This is a genomic window from Dyadobacter sp. LHD-138, from assembly GCF_030929615.1.
Lineage (GTDB): Bacteria > Bacteroidota > Bacteroidia > Cytophagales > Spirosomataceae > Dyadobacter.
In genome coordinates, this window is sequence record NZ_JAVFVU010000026.1 from 1 (window position 1) to 18,443 (window position 18,443).

Consider the following 18,443-nt stretch of genomic DNA (forward strand, 5'->3'; position numbering starts at 1 on the left):
CCATTTTAATTTTGCATATTACCGATTTATCCTGCGCATAAATATTTTTTACCGACCATCTCCTCCTTTGACGCATCCTGTTTATGGCCATCACTATACACAACTCCATAGGAGGCTCCTCCAGAGCCAAGTAATTGACAGTTCACCAACCTTGCTATAAACAGGAAGCCACAAATGTGGCTGAAAAATACAGACAAGGCTAAGCGATTTTAATTTTGCATATTACCGATTTATCCTGCCCGTAAATATTTTTTACCGGCCATCTGCTCCTTTGGAGCATCCTGTTTATAGCCATCAGAATGCTAATGCCAACAGGACTCCATCGGAGTCTCCTTGAACTTCTCACGAAAACGCATCCTCAATATGGTTGATATTAATTCCACCGCTTGAAAGAATTAAAATTGAAACGATATCAAAGCGGATATCCAAATGCCAGTCTTTCGTGTAAATGTAGTTTTCCGCAGCCTTCATGATCAGCCTGGCCTTGGTATAATTCACAAATTCTTCCGGCATGCCAAAGCCCGTCCCACTCCGGGTTTTCACTTCCACGAAAATCAGTGTCTTGTTTTTCTTAACAATCAGATCGATTTCCGCGTGTTTGTGCCGATAATTCTTTTCAATAATTTCATAGCCTTTTCCTTCTAAAAAGGCTGTTGCCTGGGTTTCTCCCCAGCTTCCGGTCGTGTTGTGTATAGCCATTCGAACATTTTTTATACAAATTAGTGTTATTGATTAGTAAGAAAAAGAAACCACAACCCGATTTCCGGTTTTAATCCATATTTGAATAAAAAATATTTTAATTATACTTCATCCATACAGGCCAACAACCGCCATTTGTTTCCAATCATTTGAGTTGATATTTTCCAGCTATCAAATCGACATTCTCCACACATGAATACCCTTATTAACAAGCAAGCAGAATTCCAGAATTTAGGTCTGATCGATTATCAGGAAGCGTGGGATTACCAGGAAAAATTGTTCGCGGAAACACTTTCTATAAAAACGAAAAACCGTGCTTTGCCGGCTAATGAACAGTTGGCTACGCTCAACCATGTTATTTTTTGTCAGCACCCGCACGTTTACACGCTGGGCAAAAGTGGAAAGCCGGATCATTTGCTTTTGAATGAAGACGATCTGAGCCAGAAACAGGCTAAATTTTATAGGATAAACCGTGGCGGAGATATTACCTACCACGGACCAGGCCAGCTGGTTGGTTACCCGATCCTTGATCTTGATAATTTTTTCACCGATATTCACAAGTACATGCGGACTTTGGAAGAGGCAATTATCCTCACCCTGGCCGACTACCATATCAGTGCAGGCAGGATCAGCGGACTCACCGGTGTCTGGCTTGATTTTGTTGAACAGAAAAACCCAAGGAAAATTTGTGCAATGGGTGTAAAAGCCAGTCGCTGGGTTACAATGCACGGTTTTGCGCTGAATATAAATACCGATATGGCTTATTTCGGCAACATTGTTCCCTGCGGTATCGAGGATAAAGCCGTTACTTCCATCAGTAAGGAGCTTGGCCGGGAAGTGGATTTTGAAGAAGTCTCTGCTATATTAAAGAATCATTTAGGTACTCTTTTTGAAATGGTCTGGAAAACTCCATATAATTCAAAAACAGACATTTTAGAAAATTAAGTATTAGGAACAGCATGAAGAAGGATATTATATTTCATCCCGTAGAAGGTGTTAAAGTGGCCGTTGTAAGAAAGATCAACGCATTGAATGAGGCCGAGTGGAACGTTGTTGTGATCAATCGAAATGAGCAGCCGATCACAGGCGTTTTTGTTACTTCAAAAGGATATGGAAACACGGAGTCTGGTGAAAATACGGGGATTAAAACATCAACACTCCGCCACTTTTTTCCCGAAATAAAACCGCAAGAGCATGTGGTCGTAGAGCCAATCATGCCGGACGTTTTTCATTTAAATAACGAGTTCTGGATCAGCTATTTCCTTGGAAATCAGATTTACGATAAAAAGTTTATCTTCGTACCGGACAGCATCGTGGAAGACAACCTCATCGAGATAGATCCACTCGGTCTGGAAGGCGTCCTGCACGACTAAAAAATAAACAATAACCACACACTATGACAGATGAATTTCGCAGAAAAGCAAAAAATTTCCTCCTGCTTGATATTGAAACCGTAGCGGGTTACGCCTCTTATGACGAATTGCCTGAGCGCATGCAGAAGCTTTGGGATAAGAAGGCCGCAACATTGAGAAAGGGAGATGAAATACTTTCCAACAACGAATACTTTTACGATCGAGGCGCCATTTATGCAGAATTCGGCAAGATTGTATGCATTGCCTTTGGCGCCTTTTATTGGGATGAAAATAACGAAATCGCTTTCAAAGTCCGAAGTTTTTCCGGCGACGACGAAGTGAAATTATTGCTTGAATTCAAAGCACTTATTGAAAAGTATCCGGCGGAACAATTGATTCTCTGTGCCCATAATGGCAGGGAATTTGACTTCCCGTTTCTCTGTCGGCGCATGCTCATCCATGGGATTGAAATTCCGAAAGCATTGCAGATAACCGGGAAAAAGCCCTGGGAAATACTGCACCAGGACACCATGGACTTATGGAAATTCGGTGATTACAAAAATTACACTTCACTGGATTTGCTGGCCGCTGTTTTTGATATTCCCGGCAGCAAAAACGAAATGAGCGGCGATCAGGTAACCCGGGTTTACTACGAAGAGAACGATCTCGCTAAAATTTGCCGATATTGCAGAGAAGATGTGGTTGTCCTCGCGCAATTATATTTACGTATGCATAGTTTTGAGCCGGTGCCGGCTGATAATATTACAAGAGTGGAATAAATTGATTATTTTAACAGCAAAACCGCTACTCCACCTTTCTTAATCAACAATTACTCATAAAACTTCATGAGAGATAAAAAACCAAAAAAAGAATTTAAAGAACAAAAAACAGCCAAAGCGCCGCATGGCATCGTATCCTATATAGATAATTTAAAAGCTGATATCGCGGCATTTTTCGACCTGAATAGTGAACATTCCTTCCGTCCGTTCGACGTCCACGGCCATTTTGGTGTAGAAGACAGGAAAGTAAGGGCACTTTTTAATGAAATTTTACACGAGCTTCAGGAAGATGGCCGGATCCGCTCCAACGCGGACGGGACTTTTACCGCAGCACCTAACAAGCCCCAGGCAGATACCGGGCTCATTGGCCGGGTAGACCGCGTCAACAAAGGTTTCGCCTTTGTCATTATTGAAGGCCGCGAGGATGACATATATGTAGAAACGGAGCTCCTGAACGGGGCCTGGGACGGCGATATCGTCAAAGTTCAGGTGTTGTCAAAATCAGGAAGAAGACAGCACACCAGTCGTGGAGATTCTGGAAAAACCCGGGTTGAAGGACGTGTGGTTGAAATAACACAACGGACGCAATCTGAAATTGTCGGGATTATTGAAGTATGGCCGAAATATGCCGTCGTGCAGCCCGATCATAAAAAACTGTTTGATCCGATTTTTGTAGAACCAGAACATCTTAACGGGGCGTCCAATGCGGATAAGGTCATCGTAAAAATGACAACCTGGCCCACGCGAACGCGGCAGCCTGAAGGAGAAATTATCCATGTTTTGGGACAAGCAGGGGAGAACGATGTAGAAATGCACGCGATCCTGGCTGAATTTGGCCTGCCTTATGAATTCCCGGAATCAGTGGAAAAAGAAGCCCAGAAAATTCCGGACGCTATTCCCAAAGAAGAAATTTTAAAGCGCAGGGACATGCGTGCGACGCTGACATTTACCATCGATCCGGCGGATGCCAAGGATTTTGATGATGCACTTTCTGTGCGTTATCTGGATGAAGGAAATGTAGAAGTGGGTGTGCATATCGCTGACGTATCGCACTATGTCCGACCGGGTACAGAGTTGGAAAAAGAAGCAAACCGACGCGCAACTTCCGTGTATCTGGTGGATCGTACAGTTCCAATGCTTCCTGAAAAACTTTCAAATAATCTTTGCTCATTACGTCCAAACGAAGACCGTCTGGCATTTTCAGCGATTTTTGAATTAAATCCGAAAGGCAAAATTCTGAAAGAATGGTTTGGAAGAACCGTTATCCATTCCGAACGCCGTTATTCTTATGAGGAGGCGCAGCAGGTGCTGGACACAAAAGAAGGCGATTATCCCAACGAACTGACATTGCTGAACAGCATTGCCAAAATACTCAGGAAAGAACGTTTCAAAAACGGAGCGATCAATTTTGAAACCGCTGAGGTACGTTTCCGTCTGGACGAAAACGGAAAACCTTTGGGCATTTATCAAAAAGAACGTCACGATTCGCATAAGCTGATCGAGGAATTTATGCTTTTAGCGAATAAAAGAGTCGCTGAATTTGTGTATTCGCTCTCCAGAGGTCCTTCAAAAAATACCATGGTGTATCGTATCCACGAAGCACCGGATCCTGACCGGTTGAAAACATTTGCCTCATTTGTGGGCAAACTTGGGCATAAACTGGAAATCGATGACGAGAAAAAAATCGCTAAATCGATGAACAGCATGCTGCATGAAGTTGAAGGAAAACCGGAGCAAAACCTGATCGAATCTTTGGCGGTCAGAACGATGGCGAAGGCACGGTACAGCGTGGAAGATTTAGGACACTTTGGCCTGGCTTTCAAACGTTATACACATTTTACATCGCCGATACGCCGTTATCCCGATGTGATGTCCCACCGTTTGTTACAGCATTATCTGAACGGCGGAGAATCCGTGAACAGTGATATTTATGAAAACGCCTGCAAGCATTCTTCGGAACGTGAAAGGCTGGCCTCCGACGCCGAACGTGCTTCCATTAAATACAAACAGGTTGAGTTCATGAGTACCATGGACAAGGACCGCATTTTCGACGGCATTATCACGGGCGTTACCGAATTCGGTATTTTTGTTGAAATAACAGAAACGGCTTCCGAAGGTCTGGTCCGCATGACGGACCTGGGTGATGACTATTATGAACACGATAAGGATAGTTACCGCCTTATCGGGCAGCGTACCAAAAAGATTTACACATTTGGTGACGCAGTAAAAGTGCAGGTAAAAGATACGAACCTTGCCCGCAGAAGCATGGATCTATATCTGGCCGGGAAAACCACCTCATCCATCCGTTCAAGAAATAGCGGCGGTTTTGAGGAAAGAACCAGCAGACGGTCCAGAGAGTCCTCTTCAAGAGATTCCGGCAAACCTTCCTCGTCAAGAAGAAGCAAACCCGCGACAGCTGCACCCAAAGAGAAAAAAAATAGAAAAAGAAGATAATCAGCAAGTTATTGTTTTCGCTCCTTCGGAGCGTCCTGTTTCTAGCCAGAAGTCTCCATTTATCAACATAACTCCATCGGAGTTTCCTGAAATACACAGGAGGCTCCGATGGAGCCAGAAACACATATTGCTCCTCCCTGACTATAAATAGGCGGCTCCGATGGAGCCAGAAAGATGAATACCCATTCCTGGCTATAAACAGGGTGCCTCCTCCGGAGCTAAAACCTCCATCTGGATCAATTTCTTTTGATCACTACGCTCTAAAAGGAAGAAAATAGTCAAGTAGGAAATTGCCGGCGGCTACTTTTCGAAACAAACACGATCTAACTATGTCCAAATTCTGCAAATTCCTGTCGCTTTTCCTTATACTTTCCTGCACCGCTTTCGCCCAGAAAAACACTGAAAAAGAAGACTGGCAATCATTATTCAATGGAAAAGATCTGAAAGGATGGGATATTAAAATTGCAGGACATAAGGTCAACGACAACTATAAAAACACGTTTATCGTCGAAGATGGTATGATCCGCGTGAATTATAAAGAATACGAAAAATTCACGACAGAATATGGTCATATGTATTACAACAAGCCATTTTCACATTATCGTTTAAGACTAAAATATCGCTTTACAGGCAATCAGGTACCAGGTGGAGCCTCCTGGAATGTCCGCAATAGCGGGATCATGCTGCATTCTCAATCGGCTGCCAGTTTGGGACTTGATCAGGACTTTCCGGTATCGCTGGAAATGCAGTATTTGGGAGGATTAAATGCGGGCGAGCGCACAACGGGTAACCTTTGTACACCGGGTACCATTGTTGAAGTAAACGGAAAGGTGGATCCGGCACATTGCACCAATTCAACTTCTAAGACTTATGACGGTGATCAATGGGTTTCTGCCGAGGCTATCGTCCTGGGCGATTCTATTGTTCATCATATCATCAATGGTGAGATAGTTTTTACTTTTACAAAACCAAAAATCGGAGGTGGTTATGTCGGTAAAAACCATGATTTTGCCGCAGGGCATTTTAGCAATGCCGAGGAATGGATCAAAAAAGATGGTACACCTTTGGGAAGCGGTTATATCGCACTTCAGGCCGAAAGTCATCCGATTGATTTCAAAGACATTGAGATATTAAACCTGAAAGGGTGTATGGATCCGAAGGCCAGCAATTACAAATCCTACTACCAATCTGCGGATAATAAAAGCTGCAAATACAAGAAATAGTCGTCTGCCGCAATAACTCCGTTTAGTTTTTATATTTTTGCTGAAAAACGGGCGTTGCTGCTTCATGAAGAAAATAATTCTCAGATTCTTATTATTGCTGGTTATACTGGCTGGCCTGAACTGGCTGGCTTCTCTGTTCTTTTTCCGCTGGGATTTAACGGAAGATAAACGCTATACGATTTCTGACGCGACAAAACAGCTGCTCAGTAATCTCGACAAGGATATTGTCGTCAATGTATATCTCTCGGGCGAATTCCCTCCCGGTTTCGAACGCCTGGAAAGTGCCACGCGCGAGACACTGGATGAATTTAAAACGTATTCAAACGGTCATCTGACCTATCAGTTTTCCGATCCTTCCGATGCAGCGAGCGAAGATCAGCGAAAAAAACAGTATCAGAATCTGGTGGACCGCGGATTAACGCCGACCAATCTTTTTGCCAATGAAGACGGGAAACGTACCGAGAAACTGATATTTCCGGGTGCAATTATTCAGGCCGATACACTTGCTATTCCCGTTCAGCTTTTAAAAGCGAACCGCAGCTTGGAAACTTCGCCTGAAGAACAATTAAACCAATCCTACGAAAACGTAGAATTTCAACTGGCCTCTGCCATCCGTATCCTGGATAATCCGGAGCGAAAAAAAATCGGCTTGCTTGTCAATCATACCCAAAAACTGCCTCCTGCACGTCTCAGCGACCTGATCGCGACGATGCAGCAAAGTTATGACGTGTTTATGGTGGTAAAAGATCCCGAAACCTTTGAGGGGCTGGATGCTTTGATGATTTTAAAACCTGATGTCCCGTTTTCGGAAGAAGAAAAATACAAGCTGGACCAATACGTTATCGGAGGTGGAAAAGCGCTTTTCTTTGTGGATGGTGCGAAAGTGGATAGCGTGAGCCTGGAAGGAAATTATGTGCAGCCGCTGGATTTAAATTTAAATGACCTTTTCTTCCGCTGGGGTGTGCGTATCAACAATAACCTCGTGAAAGACCTGTCCAGTGCCACCATTCCTATGAATGTGGGAAATATGGGCGATAAACCGGAAATCAAGGCGGTGCAATGGCGCTTTTTTCCGTTGCTGAACAATTTTGGGCCGAGTCCGATTACGAGAAATATGGATGCCGTTTATTCTCGGTTTCTCAGCTCTATGGACACCGTAGGAGGCTCAGCAAGTATCCGAAAAATTCCGCTTTTGATGACCTCGCCTCACACCAAACTACTGAATACACCGGCTTTGGTAGGTTATAATGAAGCACGTCAGCAGCCCGAACCATCGGAATACAACGGAGGTGTGAAACTGGCGGCCGTTCTTTTGGAAGGTTCTTTTAATTCGTTGTTTGAGAACCGGATTTTACCGGCAGATCCGCGTTTTAAAACTTTTAAAGCGACAGGGCAGGGGAAAATAATAATCTGTGCCGATGGCGATGTTGCCGTTAATGATTTTGACTACCGCAGAAACACACCATTACCGCTGGGTTATGACCGTGCTTCGACCAATATTTTCGGGAACAAGGATTTCATTATGCACGCATTGGATTACATGACGGATGAAAACGGCATTATCACATCCCGCAGCAAACAAATCAGTATTCGGGCGCTGGATAAAATTGTCGTACAGAAAGACAAGAAATTCTGGCAGGCACTTAACCTGCTTCTCCCTCTGGTCATTCTGGGAATTTTCGGTGCGCTGCGTTACTATATCCGTCGCCGCAAATTCGCGTCATAATAAATCGGCTTAGTACGTTTTTTTTTATACTTTTGTTCCCTACAAAACAGATTTAAGGATCTGTATGGTTTTTTCTATTTTTTTACTAACCACTTCCGTCACGAATTATGAAGTTTGTCGTTTCGTCATCGGTACTGCTCAAGCAACTGTCTGCAATTAATGGTGTCGTTTCAACGAACCCTATCGTACCTATATTAGAGAATTTTCTACTTTCCCTGGAAGGAAATCGCCTGACTGTCACTGCATCTGATTTGCAGACCGTTATGATTACCGAAATCGAGGTAGAATCTACTGAAAAAGGCGCTATCGCTGTCCCGGCAAAACTTTTGCTGGATACATTACGCGGCCTTCCTGAACAACCTATAACGCTTCAGGTTAACAGCGAAACTTTTGGAACGGAAATTATCTCGGATAACGGCCGCTACAAACTTTCCGGTGAAAACCCGATTGATTTCCCAAAAACGCCTTCTGTAAACCGTGGCCAGTCTGTTGATTTGTCATCGTCTGCTTTGGGTGCAGCCATCGCCAATACGTTATTTGCTACCAGCACAGATGATTTAAGACCTGCCATGACAGGGGTTTTCGTTCAAATGGGCGTAGAAAATGCAACATTTGTGGCAACGGACGGTCACCGTCTGGTACGTTATCGCCGTTCGGATATCAAATCGGATGTGGATACATCGATGATCATTCAGCGTAAGGCTTTGAACTTGCTTAAATCCTGTCTTCCATCGGATGATGTTCCGGTGAAAGCTGAATTTACGGCTTCCAACGCATTTTTCAGCTTCGGCAATATCCGCATGATCTGTCGTTTGATCGATGAACGTTTCCCGGATTATGAAAACGCGATTCCAACAAACAACCCAAATACGCTGACAATCGGCCGGATGGAAATCCTTAGCTCGTTGCGCCGTATTTCAATTTATTCGAACCGCACGACGCACCAGGTTCGTCTGAAAATGTCTTTGAATGATCTTGTTATTTCTGCCGAAGATCTTGATTATTCAAACGAAGCGAATGAACGTTTGCTTTGTGAATACAATGGGGATGATATGGAAATTGGTTTCAATGCCAAATTCCTGATCGAGGTGCTTGGAAATCTGTCGAGCAAAACCATCACATTCGAGCTTTCCGCGCCAAACCGCGCTGGACTGATTATCCCGGTAGACCAGGAAGAAAATGAAGACATCCTGATGCTGGTGATGCCGGTGATGTTAAATACATATGTTTAGAAATTAAAATTGATCGCAAACCGATCTCTATTTTCTTAATTTCTGTTAAATCAATAAAAAAAACCTGTGAGAAATTTCTCACAGGTTTTTTTATTTCACTATAAATCAAGCACTTATATTCTAAAAAATCACTTACCTCAATTAACATACGAAAAATATCGTAGACAACGCTTTGAAATACGAATCTTTTCGTACAAATTTGTTACGAACTTATTCGTAGGTGTTATTTTTAGTTGTTATTCTGATTATCAATCCAATATTTATTAGACCATGATTATTAAACCAACCGAATCCGAACTTGAAATTCTGAACTACTTATGGAAAGAGGGGCCCTCAACCGTAAGGCAAGTTCACGATTTTCTTTCGGAATCCAAAGACACCGGTTACACAACAACTTTGAAGCTGATGCAGATCATGAACGACAAAGGTTTGTTGTACCGCACAGAAAACGGCCGCTCACACATTTATGTTGCATTGCTTGACGAAGAAGAAACGCAGCAGAATCTTTTAGGCCGGTTTGTTGAATCCACATTCAGGGGATCTGCGGCACGTTTGGTGATGCAGGCGCTGGGAAATCATTCCACCTCGAAGGAAGAATTAGATGAAATTCGTGCATTACTAAACAACCTCGAAAACAATCGTCCGTCATGAAAATGTTTTTCAACTTATTCTCCGAAGCACTGATCTCCGCATTTGGGTGGACACTGGTGCATTCGCTATGGCAAGGCGCCTTACTTGCGTTAATTGCCTGTATTGGCCTGTACTTTCTGCGGAAAAGCCCGGCCAGTCTGCGTTATAATCTGGGTATCGGAACACTTTGTCTTCAGGTGATCGCTTCGCTTGGAACGTTTTTGTATTACTATTTAAATGCTCAAAATACAGTTTTAAACCACGCGGCAAAAAATAGCGCACAAGTTATAACAGACTGGAAAACAATAACGTACGATATTTCACTAAGTACCAAAGTACAGATTTGGCTGACTACTCATATTCAGGAACTGGTAATCTGCTGGCTGATCGGCGCCTTTGTTTTGGTATTGCGATTTTTAGGAGGTTGGATTTATACCGAACATCTGCGTCACAATTCCAGACTGGTCATGAACAAAGAATGGCGGGTGAGATTTGGCGTGTTAACGGCCAAGCTGAAAATCTATCAGTCCATCGAATTAAAAGAATCAGCCAAAATTCTGACACCGATGGTCATTGGTACGCTGCAACCGGTGGTATTAATTCCAATCGGCTTGCTGACAGGCTTTCCAACGTCACAAATTGAAGCGATACTGGCACATGAACTCGCGCATATCCGCCGCTACGATTACCTGGTTAACATGCTGCAATCTTTCGTAGAAGTCGTATTTTTCTTTCACCCCGCGCTTTGGTGGTTATCTGAAAGAGTGCGTATCGAGCGCGAACATTGCTGTGATGACCTCGCCATAGAGGTTTGTGGTGACCGTACTTCACTGGCTCACGCCCTGGTCGGTATTGCCGAATGGAAAACCAATCATTCCCTTGCAATGGCCTTTGCTTCCAAAAAACCTTTATTATTACAAAGAGTAAAAAGGGTAATGGGCATAACCCCGAAACCAGCACGTATCATGGGCAGTTTACCCATCACCCTCGTATTTATTGTGGCGCTTGCAGGCATTTCCATGTATGCCGTCGGGCAGGATGATGTTAAAAAGAAAAAGGCAAAAACGCATCAGGTTTCCACGAAACACAAGGTTGTTACCAAAAGCGACCAGACCGTGATTACTGAAGTTAACCCGGAAGTTTTCGTGGCAATTCCTGATGTCGAGGAAAATATCGACATCAATATAGATCTCGACGAACCGGAATATGCTATGGATGACTCACTAAAAGCTAAAATGGGAGCGTATCAGCAAAAGATGGATGCACTGCAAAAGGAAATGGAACCTCTGCAACGGCGCATGCGGGAGCTTCAACAGGAAATAGAGAAGAAACATTTTGATATTGAGCACTTTGAAAGAAACGAAGAGAAGCTTGATTGGAAAAAAGGCCGTGCAAGCGAGGCGCGTCAAAACCTGATCGAAAAGCGCTCTAATCTGCTCCATGCCAACGGAAAAACAAAATTGAGCGAAGCCGATCTGGACAAACAACTGGCAGATTTTGAGCAGCAAATTAAAGCGCAGGAACAAATTATTAATCAGCTGAACGCCGAATTGTCCGCGAACCAAAAAGAGGCCGAAAAAGCCGGAGAGCCATACAAAGAGGCGGAAAAGGAAATGGAGGAATTGAGTAAAAAAATAGACGATCTTGGGGAAAAAATCGGACTAACATCCTTGTCTTTGATTCCCAGAAACTACGCAACGGCTGGTCCTCGTGTCCGAGCCCGCCGGGCCGTTTCTGCAAAACGAGCATCTTGGGCAGAGTTGGCACCGCCCCCACCACCGCCAGCCCGGGTAACGCCACCAGCACCCGTTGCGGCCCCCAGAGCAGTCCCGAAACCGCCGGTTCCACCTGTTCCCCCGATAAAAAAATAAGCCATAAAGAAGCCGGATTAACGGAACCCTAGGGTTCCGTTAATCCGGCTTCTTTATCTGTTACAAAAGTTATTCTACCTCGATGACCACATCATCGCTCATGGGATGTGTCACACAGGTCAGGATAAAGCCCTCTTTTAGCTCCGCTTCCGACAATGCATCTTCCTCATCCAGCTGCACTTTTCCGGAAGTACATCTGCCCATACAGGCCGTACACATACCCGCCTGACAAGAATAAGGCAGATCAATATCCATATTCAAGGCCGCTTCAAGCACGCTCTCATGCGGTTTCACCGGCACTTTGTATTCGGTTCCCTCGTAAAACAATGTTATTTCACGGGTTTTAAGCGTATCATCTTCTTCCATGGTCACGTCACCAGGTTTAGCAGCCGTTGCTGTCATAAAACTTTCCTGTCTGATCTTGTTTAAAGCAACACCCCTGATGGCCAAAGCTCTGTGCGCTTCTTCCATCATATCCTCCGGACCGCAAAGGAAAAATTCGGCTTCATTGACCTTTAAATCCGGCAAGCCTTCCATAATCTTCAGAATATGGCTTTTGTTAAGTCTTCCACGCTCACCCTGCCAGTTTTCTTCCGGCTGGCTCAGCGTATAAATTACCTTAAACCGCTCCTTATATTTATCCTGAATTGCCTTGATTTTATCCCTGTAAATAATGCTATTTTCGGTCCGGCTGCCATAAATCAAAACCACTTCGCTTTCCGGCTCTACCATCAGGATTGATTTTGATATCGAAAACAACGGAGTTATCCCGCTGCCCGCACCAATAAACACGACCTGTCGAACCTGATCGTCTTCCTGTTTTGGAAAAAACAAACCCATCGGCTCCATCACTTCCACGACATCGCCAACTTTCAGCGTATCCAGCAAGAGATTAGATCCAAACCCGCCCGGAACGCGTTTAACCGTAATAGCCAGCGAAACATCGGTGTAAGGAGAACTTGACATCGAGTAGGAGCGGCGTACTTTTTTGTCGCCGTCAGGCAAAAGAAGGGTTAAAAATTGTCCCGGACGATAGGCAATTACTTCATTCAGAGGATGCCAGAAATGGATTGTTGATGCATCTTCTGTTTCTTTTTCAATTTCTTTGACTCTTAAAAAATAATACTTGCTCATGGTTTATGGCCGTCAGCTATCAGCGGTCAGCTTTTTAAAATCTAAATTTGTGATGTCTTTTTATTCAACAAGTAATTGGCAAATGTAATTCGCCTGGATAAAAGAAAAGCCTCATGGTCTTGAAAATCCATGAGGCCCATACTAAAATTTTATTGCTATTATTTCAAAGTTGCCATCGCATCCTTGATTCTTTGAACCGCTTCTGCCAAGGCTTCGTCGGCTGCTGCGGTTGAAATCCTGATACAGTTTGGTGCACCAAAACCAGAACCCGCTACGGTAGAAACAAAAGAATTGTTCAATAACCAGTTACAGAAATCGTCAGAATCTTTGATTAAAGTGGTTCCGTCAGACTTTCCGAAATAATAGCTCACATCCGGGAATGCGTAAAATGCTCCGTCCGGAACGTTTACTTTAAATCCTGGAATTTCTTTCAGCAAGCCAATCACAAGGTCACGACGACGGGCATAGGCCTTTGTCATTTCCCTTGTCGCATCCAAAGGACCGTTGAACGCAGCCGTAGCCGCTTTCTGAGCGATTGAATTGGTACCGGAAGTAACTTGTCCCTGCAATTTCTCAACGCCGTCAGCAATCCATTTTGCAGCACCGATAAACCCGATTCTCCATCCGGTCATAGCGAAACCTTTGGCAACACCATTCACCGTGATCACACGGTCTTTCAAGGCCGGGATTGAACCCATGCTGAAATGTCCTGCTTCTGTAAAGTTAATATATTCGTAAATCTCGTCGGCTAAAACGTAGATATCCTCATGCTTTTCCAAAACCGCGCCGATTGCTCTCAACTCAGCTTCCGAGTAAACAGATCCTGTCGGGTTGTTTGGCGATGCGTACATCACAATTTTGGTACGAGGCGTAATCGCAGCTTCCAATTGTGCAGCTGTTACCTTGAAATCGTTATCAAAAGCACCTTCCACAATCACAGATTTTCCTTCTGCAAGTTTCACCATTTCAGAATAACTCACCCAGTAAGGCGCGAAAATCACTACCTCATCGCCCGGATTAATCAATACCTGAATTACATTCGCAAGTGAATGTTTTGCACCCGTAGAAACCACAATATTTTCCGGTTTCCAATCTATATTATTGTCGCGCTTAAGCTTATCAGCAATTGCCTTTCGCAGATCAGGATAACCTGCTACCGGCGAATAACCGTGAAATCCATCATCAATTGCCTTTTTGGCAGCCTCACAAATAAATGCGGGCGTCTTAAAGTCTGGCTCTCCTACGCTCAGACTGATCACTTTGTGGCCTTGGGCAGCCAATTCACGGGCCATTTTGGTCATCGCCAACGTTGAAGATTCTTCGAGGGCGTTGATGCGGTCGGCCAGCAACCGTGGTTCCACCTGGGTTTGCTCTGCTACTGCGGACATTGCAACAAAAATTAAGTTAAAATGAAAATAATCAGTTTGCGATTTAATCCTCTCGGAATCAGAATCCACAAATTGCCCGCAAAGTTACGGGTTTTTTGGAAGTAGTTTAGAAAATAGGAGGAGTTGAAGAAAAAAAAGAATATATGCCTGAGAATTTCGCTTAATGTAGATAAATAAACTAGCTGAAAATAAATTCATAGCCACTCATAACCAGCCACTTACCTCCGGACCTCAATAGCATTTCCGGCAATTACTTTTAATTCGTCCGCATCAAAAGTCAACGGTTCAATGACTCCTTCAATATATTCCAGCTTGATCAGCTGTCCGTTTAACGGCTGGATCTCATCATTATTTACAATTTTACCAAAAGCCCTGACGACATCGATACTCTGTGTCGTGGCAAAAACCTGAATATTCTGGGAAGCCGATATTTCAAAAATCAGTTTCCAGAGTTCTTCCTGAATACCGTAATGCAATCCGTTTTCAACTTCGTCAATAAGAATAACGCCGTCTTTACAGGTACTTAAAGCCAGTAAAATCGTCAAAACCCTGTGAATTCCATGTCCCATCCGCAGCAGCGAAACGCTTTTCCCGTTTTTCAGCGTTGCCAGCGGATTACGTAAATTATCCGCCAGAAAATCAATTTCCAGGATCCGGTCGTCCATGATTTTCAAACATGCGAGCGCTCTGTCACTGGTAACCTGGGAAAAACTGTCAAAAGTCGTTTCCGTCAAAAAACCCTGGATGCTGGAATTTGACTTTATAAATTTAACATGCTCCGGAATCAGGATTTCATCTTCGGTCAGTAAGTCGGGGGCTTCATCGTTGACGACGATCCGCTCCATTTCATTAATTTCCTTCTGGGAAGCGTAAAAATTGATCGATTCCAGCAGATTCGTCTTTCCCGTGTTATTCCTGCCGATAATCAGATTTACCTGACCCAACGGATTAATTCCTACATTTTTAAGATTTCGGTAGCTCAGAATTTCTATGGAAGTGATCATCATCATGGCTGGAAAGCTCCAATTTTTGTTCAGTAAAAATAGCAATACATTTTAAAAAACTTCCCCCAAATTTACAAACAATCCTCTTGAACCACCTGCTCCGAAACCATAATCCACAGCAATATTTGTCCGGGAAGTTTTATTTATTTTGATGCGGATACCTAAACCCGCACCAGGCGCAACCTTGTTGAATTTTTTATCCGGCCAGTTGGAAAAACTCTGGGCATTCCCAAATACCACGCCCCCGATTAACCCATTCTGTGTCAGCGCAAAGCGATATTCCGATTCGAAATATAACATGTTCGGGCTCCGGAACCTTCCCTGAATATAGCCTCGTCCCGTGTTGTTTGATGGATCCCAGCTTGTGCTCGGCAAATCCAGATAAGGTGGTTTCCCGGCCAGTGTCAGCCAGTTAAAATCCCAGAACGCCAGGGTATTCCGACTACCCCGTGGAAAATTGATGTACTTCCTGAACTCCAAAACCAGCGACTGCCAGTTCGTATTGCTTCCTAAAACCGTCAAATTGGTTCGGTAACGCGCATTGGCATAAAGTCCGACTTCCGGGTTTATCGAATTTTTACGGCTGTCATATAACACGGTACCAACAAGTCCCGACGAAACGGACTTATGGGTGAGCCCGTAAGACGTCACATCCTCATTGCTGCCTCCCTGCCTTATTTTCCAGCGATAATCCAGCTGATAACCGGCACCCAGATAAAATGCGCCTGCAACCTTTTTGAGTACGGTCTGATGCAAACGAACGTGCGAATAATCAATCCGGTCTGCATTGGCAATCGAACTATGCCCGCCCAGACCATAAGTATCCTGTGGGTATTTGAAATAACGCCAGTCAACCACGAAGTTATAACCATTGTCCTTTGTCCAGATATTGGCCAGAACCGGTATCGTAATCTGATTGTATTGAGAATAATTGAAGCTGGTATTAACGCTTGAAATGTTGGTCGTGGCCGTGTCGCTCAGATAAAACGCCGCATTGGCACTCAGCAAACCAACGACACCGGTGGAAAGGGTATAACCCACAGCCGGTACCATGGAGTAGAGGATTTTTGGGGGAGCCGTTTCTTTAACTTTCTGAGTTGTTTTGCTTTTTCTCTTCATCTGCCCCAACACATCCATGAGATCTTTTGCATCTGTTTTCTCCTCCGGCCCAACGCTGTCAGCTATTGTTATCATTTCTTCCTGCAACATAGCAGGTGTCGGCACGACAGCCTGCGCCCGAACGTCACAACTAAACAGCCTCCAAAACGAGACGGAAAGGATGATGAAGACGGTTTTAACAAGTTCGCGGATCAGGTTAAATGAGATCAAATGTAGCCCAAAATACAAATTCTGTGCCTGTCAGCAACGAGATCTAAGTTTTTTCTAACCACGCCGGACACAGTCTGTTCCGTTTTAGGACACAAAAAAACCGCCAGTTTCTAAAAGAACTGACGGCTTTAAAAGTGTTTACTACAAATATGTTATGCCAAAGCAGCTTGCAAATTATCATTGATCGCTTCAAGGAATTCCTCTGTATAAAGGTAGTGCTCTCCGTGATTTACTTTGTTGCCATGGATACAAACAGCTAAATCCTTAGTCATTTTACCACTTTCTACAGTTTCAATACAAACTCTTTCAAGCGTCTGGCAGAAATCAATAAGCGCCTGGTTACCGTCTTGTTTTCCACGGAATTCCAATCCACGTGTCCATGCAAAGATCGATGCAATCGGGTTCGTAGAAGTTGGTCTTCCTTTTTGGTGCTCGCGGTAGTGACGTGTCACAGTTCCGTGTGCAGCCTCAGCTTCCAAAGTTTTTCCATCCGGAGTCAACAATACAGAAGTCATCAAACCAAGAGAACCGAATCCTTGTGCAACCGTATCCGACTGAACGTCTCCGTCATAGTTTTTACAAGCCCAAACGAAGTTACCTTCCCATTTAAGCGCAGAAGCAACCATATCGTCGATCAAACGGTGCTCGTAATGTACTTTTCCTGCAAATTCAGCATCGTAAACTTCCTGGAAAATATCTTTGAAACGACCATCGTATTTTTTCAAGATGGTGTTTTTAGTAGAAAGGTATAAAGGCCACCCTTTGCCCAAAGCTACATTGAAGCAAGAACGTGCAAAACCACGGATCGACTCATCCACGTTGTACATCGCCATAGCAACACCAGGTCCCTGGAATTGATACACTTCGTGCTCAATTACTTTTCCGTCTTCGCCTTCAAACTTAACAGTAAGTTTTCCTTTTCCAGGTACAACGAAATCCGTCGCTTTGTATTGATCGCCAAAAGCGTGACGTCCCACGATGATAGGAGCAGTCCAGTTTGTTACCAAACGAGGCACATTGCTCATTACTATAGGCTCACGGAATACAGTTCCATCCAAAATGTTACGGATCGTTCCGTTTGGAGATTTCCACATTTGTTTCAGGTTGAACTCAGTAACGCGGTCTTCGTCAGGTGTAATCGTAGCGCATTTGATACCTACGCCGTATTCTTTAATCGCATTGGCTGCATCGATCGTTACCTGATCATTGGTTTCATCACGATATTCAACACCTAAATCGTAGTACTTAATATCTACGTCCAGATAAGGTAAAATAAGTTTTTCTTTAATAAACTTCCAGATGATACGAGTCATCTCATCACCGTCCAGCTCTACTACGGGATTTGCAACTTTAATTTTGCTCATGATTATTAATTACTATTCGAAAGTTAAAGATATTGAAATGCGACCGTGAAAGTACAAATAATAGACTGAAAAGGCGAAACAAGCGAGGAAGTAAGTTTGATTTTATATGTTGATTCTTTCAAATCGTTTAGCAGTGGTTATTTTCAATAAATACATAAATTGCCCATTGAAACCTGTCAGGGGCTAATTTTAAACAAATCAGGTTCATTCACTTTTATTTCGGGTTATTTTTCCCGGCTATCATTTTTACACCACCAA

At 43.7% G+C, this 18,443-nt stretch carries 15 protein-coding genes; 9 read left to right on the plus strand and 6 right to left on the minus strand.

The genetic code is table 11. From position 1 onward, the window contains the following. Nucleotides 1-342: 342 nt before the first annotated feature. Nucleotides 343-699, minus strand: coding sequence for a YraN family protein (locus RB622_RS18765; protein ID WP_308048136.1), 357 nt, complete (start codon nt 697-699; stop codon nt 343-345). Between the two features lie 192 nt (nt 700-891). On the opposite strand from RB622_RS18765, the gene lipB reads away from it, so the two are divergent. The 9 genes from lipB (at nt 892) to RB622_RS18810 (ending at nt 11,966) form a co-directional block, all read left to right on the plus strand. Further along, entirely contained in the window at nt 892-1,644 is a 753-nt protein-coding gene (gene lipB / locus RB622_RS18770; RefSeq protein WP_308048137.1) for a lipoyl(octanoyl) transferase LipB, read from the plus strand. Between the two features lie 14 nt (nt 1,645-1,658). Beyond that, the gene (locus tag RB622_RS18775) at nt 1,659-2,072 is read left to right on the plus strand and encodes a hypothetical protein (protein ID WP_308048138.1); all 414 of its coding nucleotides are present in this window, start codon (nt 1,659-1,661) and stop codon (nt 2,070-2,072) included. Between the two features lie 23 nt (nt 2,073-2,095). Beyond that, nucleotides 2,096-2,830: a 3'-5' exonuclease gene (locus tag RB622_RS18780; protein ID WP_308048140.1), complete on the plus strand. Its 735-nt coding sequence runs from the start codon at nt 2,096-2,098 to the stop codon at nt 2,828-2,830. Nucleotides 2,831-2,896: 66 nt separating this feature from the next. Next, a complete protein-coding gene (gene rnr, locus RB622_RS18785; RefSeq protein ID WP_308048141.1) occupies nt 2,897-5,284 on the plus strand; it encodes a ribonuclease R in 2,388 nt (795 codons plus the stop codon). A gap of 329 nt (nt 5,285-5,613) precedes the next feature. Next, nucleotides 5,614-6,507 carry a DUF1080 domain-containing protein gene (locus RB622_RS18790; protein ID WP_308048142.1) on the plus strand — a complete coding sequence of 298 codons (894 nt, stop codon included), beginning with the start codon at nt 5,614-5,616 and terminating at the stop codon, nt 6,505-6,507. 64 nt (nt 6,508-6,571) lie between these two features. Further along, nucleotides 6,572-8,233 carry a gliding motility-associated ABC transporter substrate-binding protein GldG gene (gene gldG / locus RB622_RS18795; protein ID WP_308048143.1) on the plus strand — a complete coding sequence of 554 codons (1,662 nt, stop codon included), beginning with the start codon at nt 6,572-6,574 and terminating at the stop codon, nt 8,231-8,233. A gap of 107 nt (nt 8,234-8,340) precedes the next feature. Then, a complete protein-coding gene (gene dnaN / locus RB622_RS18800) occupies nt 8,341-9,465 on the plus strand; it encodes a DNA polymerase III subunit beta (RefSeq protein WP_254561456.1) in 1,125 nt (374 codons plus the stop codon). A 270-nt stretch (nt 9,466-9,735) separates the two neighbouring features. Then, nucleotides 9,736-10,116 (plus strand): BlaI/MecI/CopY family transcriptional regulator, encoded by a 381-nt coding sequence (locus RB622_RS18805; protein WP_308048144.1) that lies wholly within the window; start codon nt 9,736-9,738, stop codon nt 10,114-10,116. Next, nucleotides 10,113-11,966, plus strand: coding sequence for a M56 family metallopeptidase (locus RB622_RS18810; RefSeq protein ID WP_308048145.1), 1,854 nt, complete (start codon nt 10,113-10,115; stop codon nt 11,964-11,966). The genes RB622_RS18805 and RB622_RS18810 overlap by 4 nt, the downstream gene beginning before the upstream one ends. A 69-nt stretch (nt 11,967-12,035) precedes the next feature. On the opposite strand, the gene RB622_RS18815 is transcribed toward RB622_RS18810, so the two are convergent. The 5 genes from RB622_RS18815 to RB622_RS18835 all read right to left on the minus strand — a co-directional run bounded on the left by RB622_RS18815 (nt 12,036) and on the right by RB622_RS18835 (nt 18,185). Further along, the gene (locus tag RB622_RS18815; RefSeq protein WP_308048146.1) at nt 12,036-13,100 is read right to left on the minus strand and encodes a ferredoxin--NADP reductase; all 1,065 of its coding nucleotides are present in this window, start codon (nt 13,098-13,100) and stop codon (nt 12,036-12,038) included. Nucleotides 13,101-13,258: 158 nt separating this feature from the next. After that, entirely contained in the window at nt 13,259-14,488 is a 1,230-nt protein-coding gene (locus tag RB622_RS18820; protein ID WP_308048147.1) for a pyridoxal phosphate-dependent aminotransferase, read from the minus strand. A 218-nt stretch (nt 14,489-14,706) separates the two neighbouring features. After that, the gene (locus tag RB622_RS18825) at nt 14,707-15,498 is read right to left on the minus strand and encodes an AAA family ATPase (RefSeq protein WP_308048148.1); all 792 of its coding nucleotides are present in this window, start codon (nt 15,496-15,498) and stop codon (nt 14,707-14,709) included. Nucleotides 15,499-15,543: 45 nt separating this feature from the next. Then, nucleotides 15,544-16,821, minus strand: coding sequence for a hypothetical protein (locus tag RB622_RS18830; RefSeq protein ID WP_308048149.1), 1,278 nt, complete (start codon nt 16,819-16,821; stop codon nt 15,544-15,546). Nucleotides 16,822-16,973: 152 nt separating this feature from the next. Continuing rightward, on the minus strand, nt 16,974-18,185 hold the full coding sequence (locus RB622_RS18835) for an NADP-dependent isocitrate dehydrogenase (protein WP_308048150.1): 1,212 nt from the start codon (nt 18,183-18,185) through the stop codon (nt 16,974-16,976). Nucleotides 18,186-18,443 lie beyond the last annotated feature (258 nt).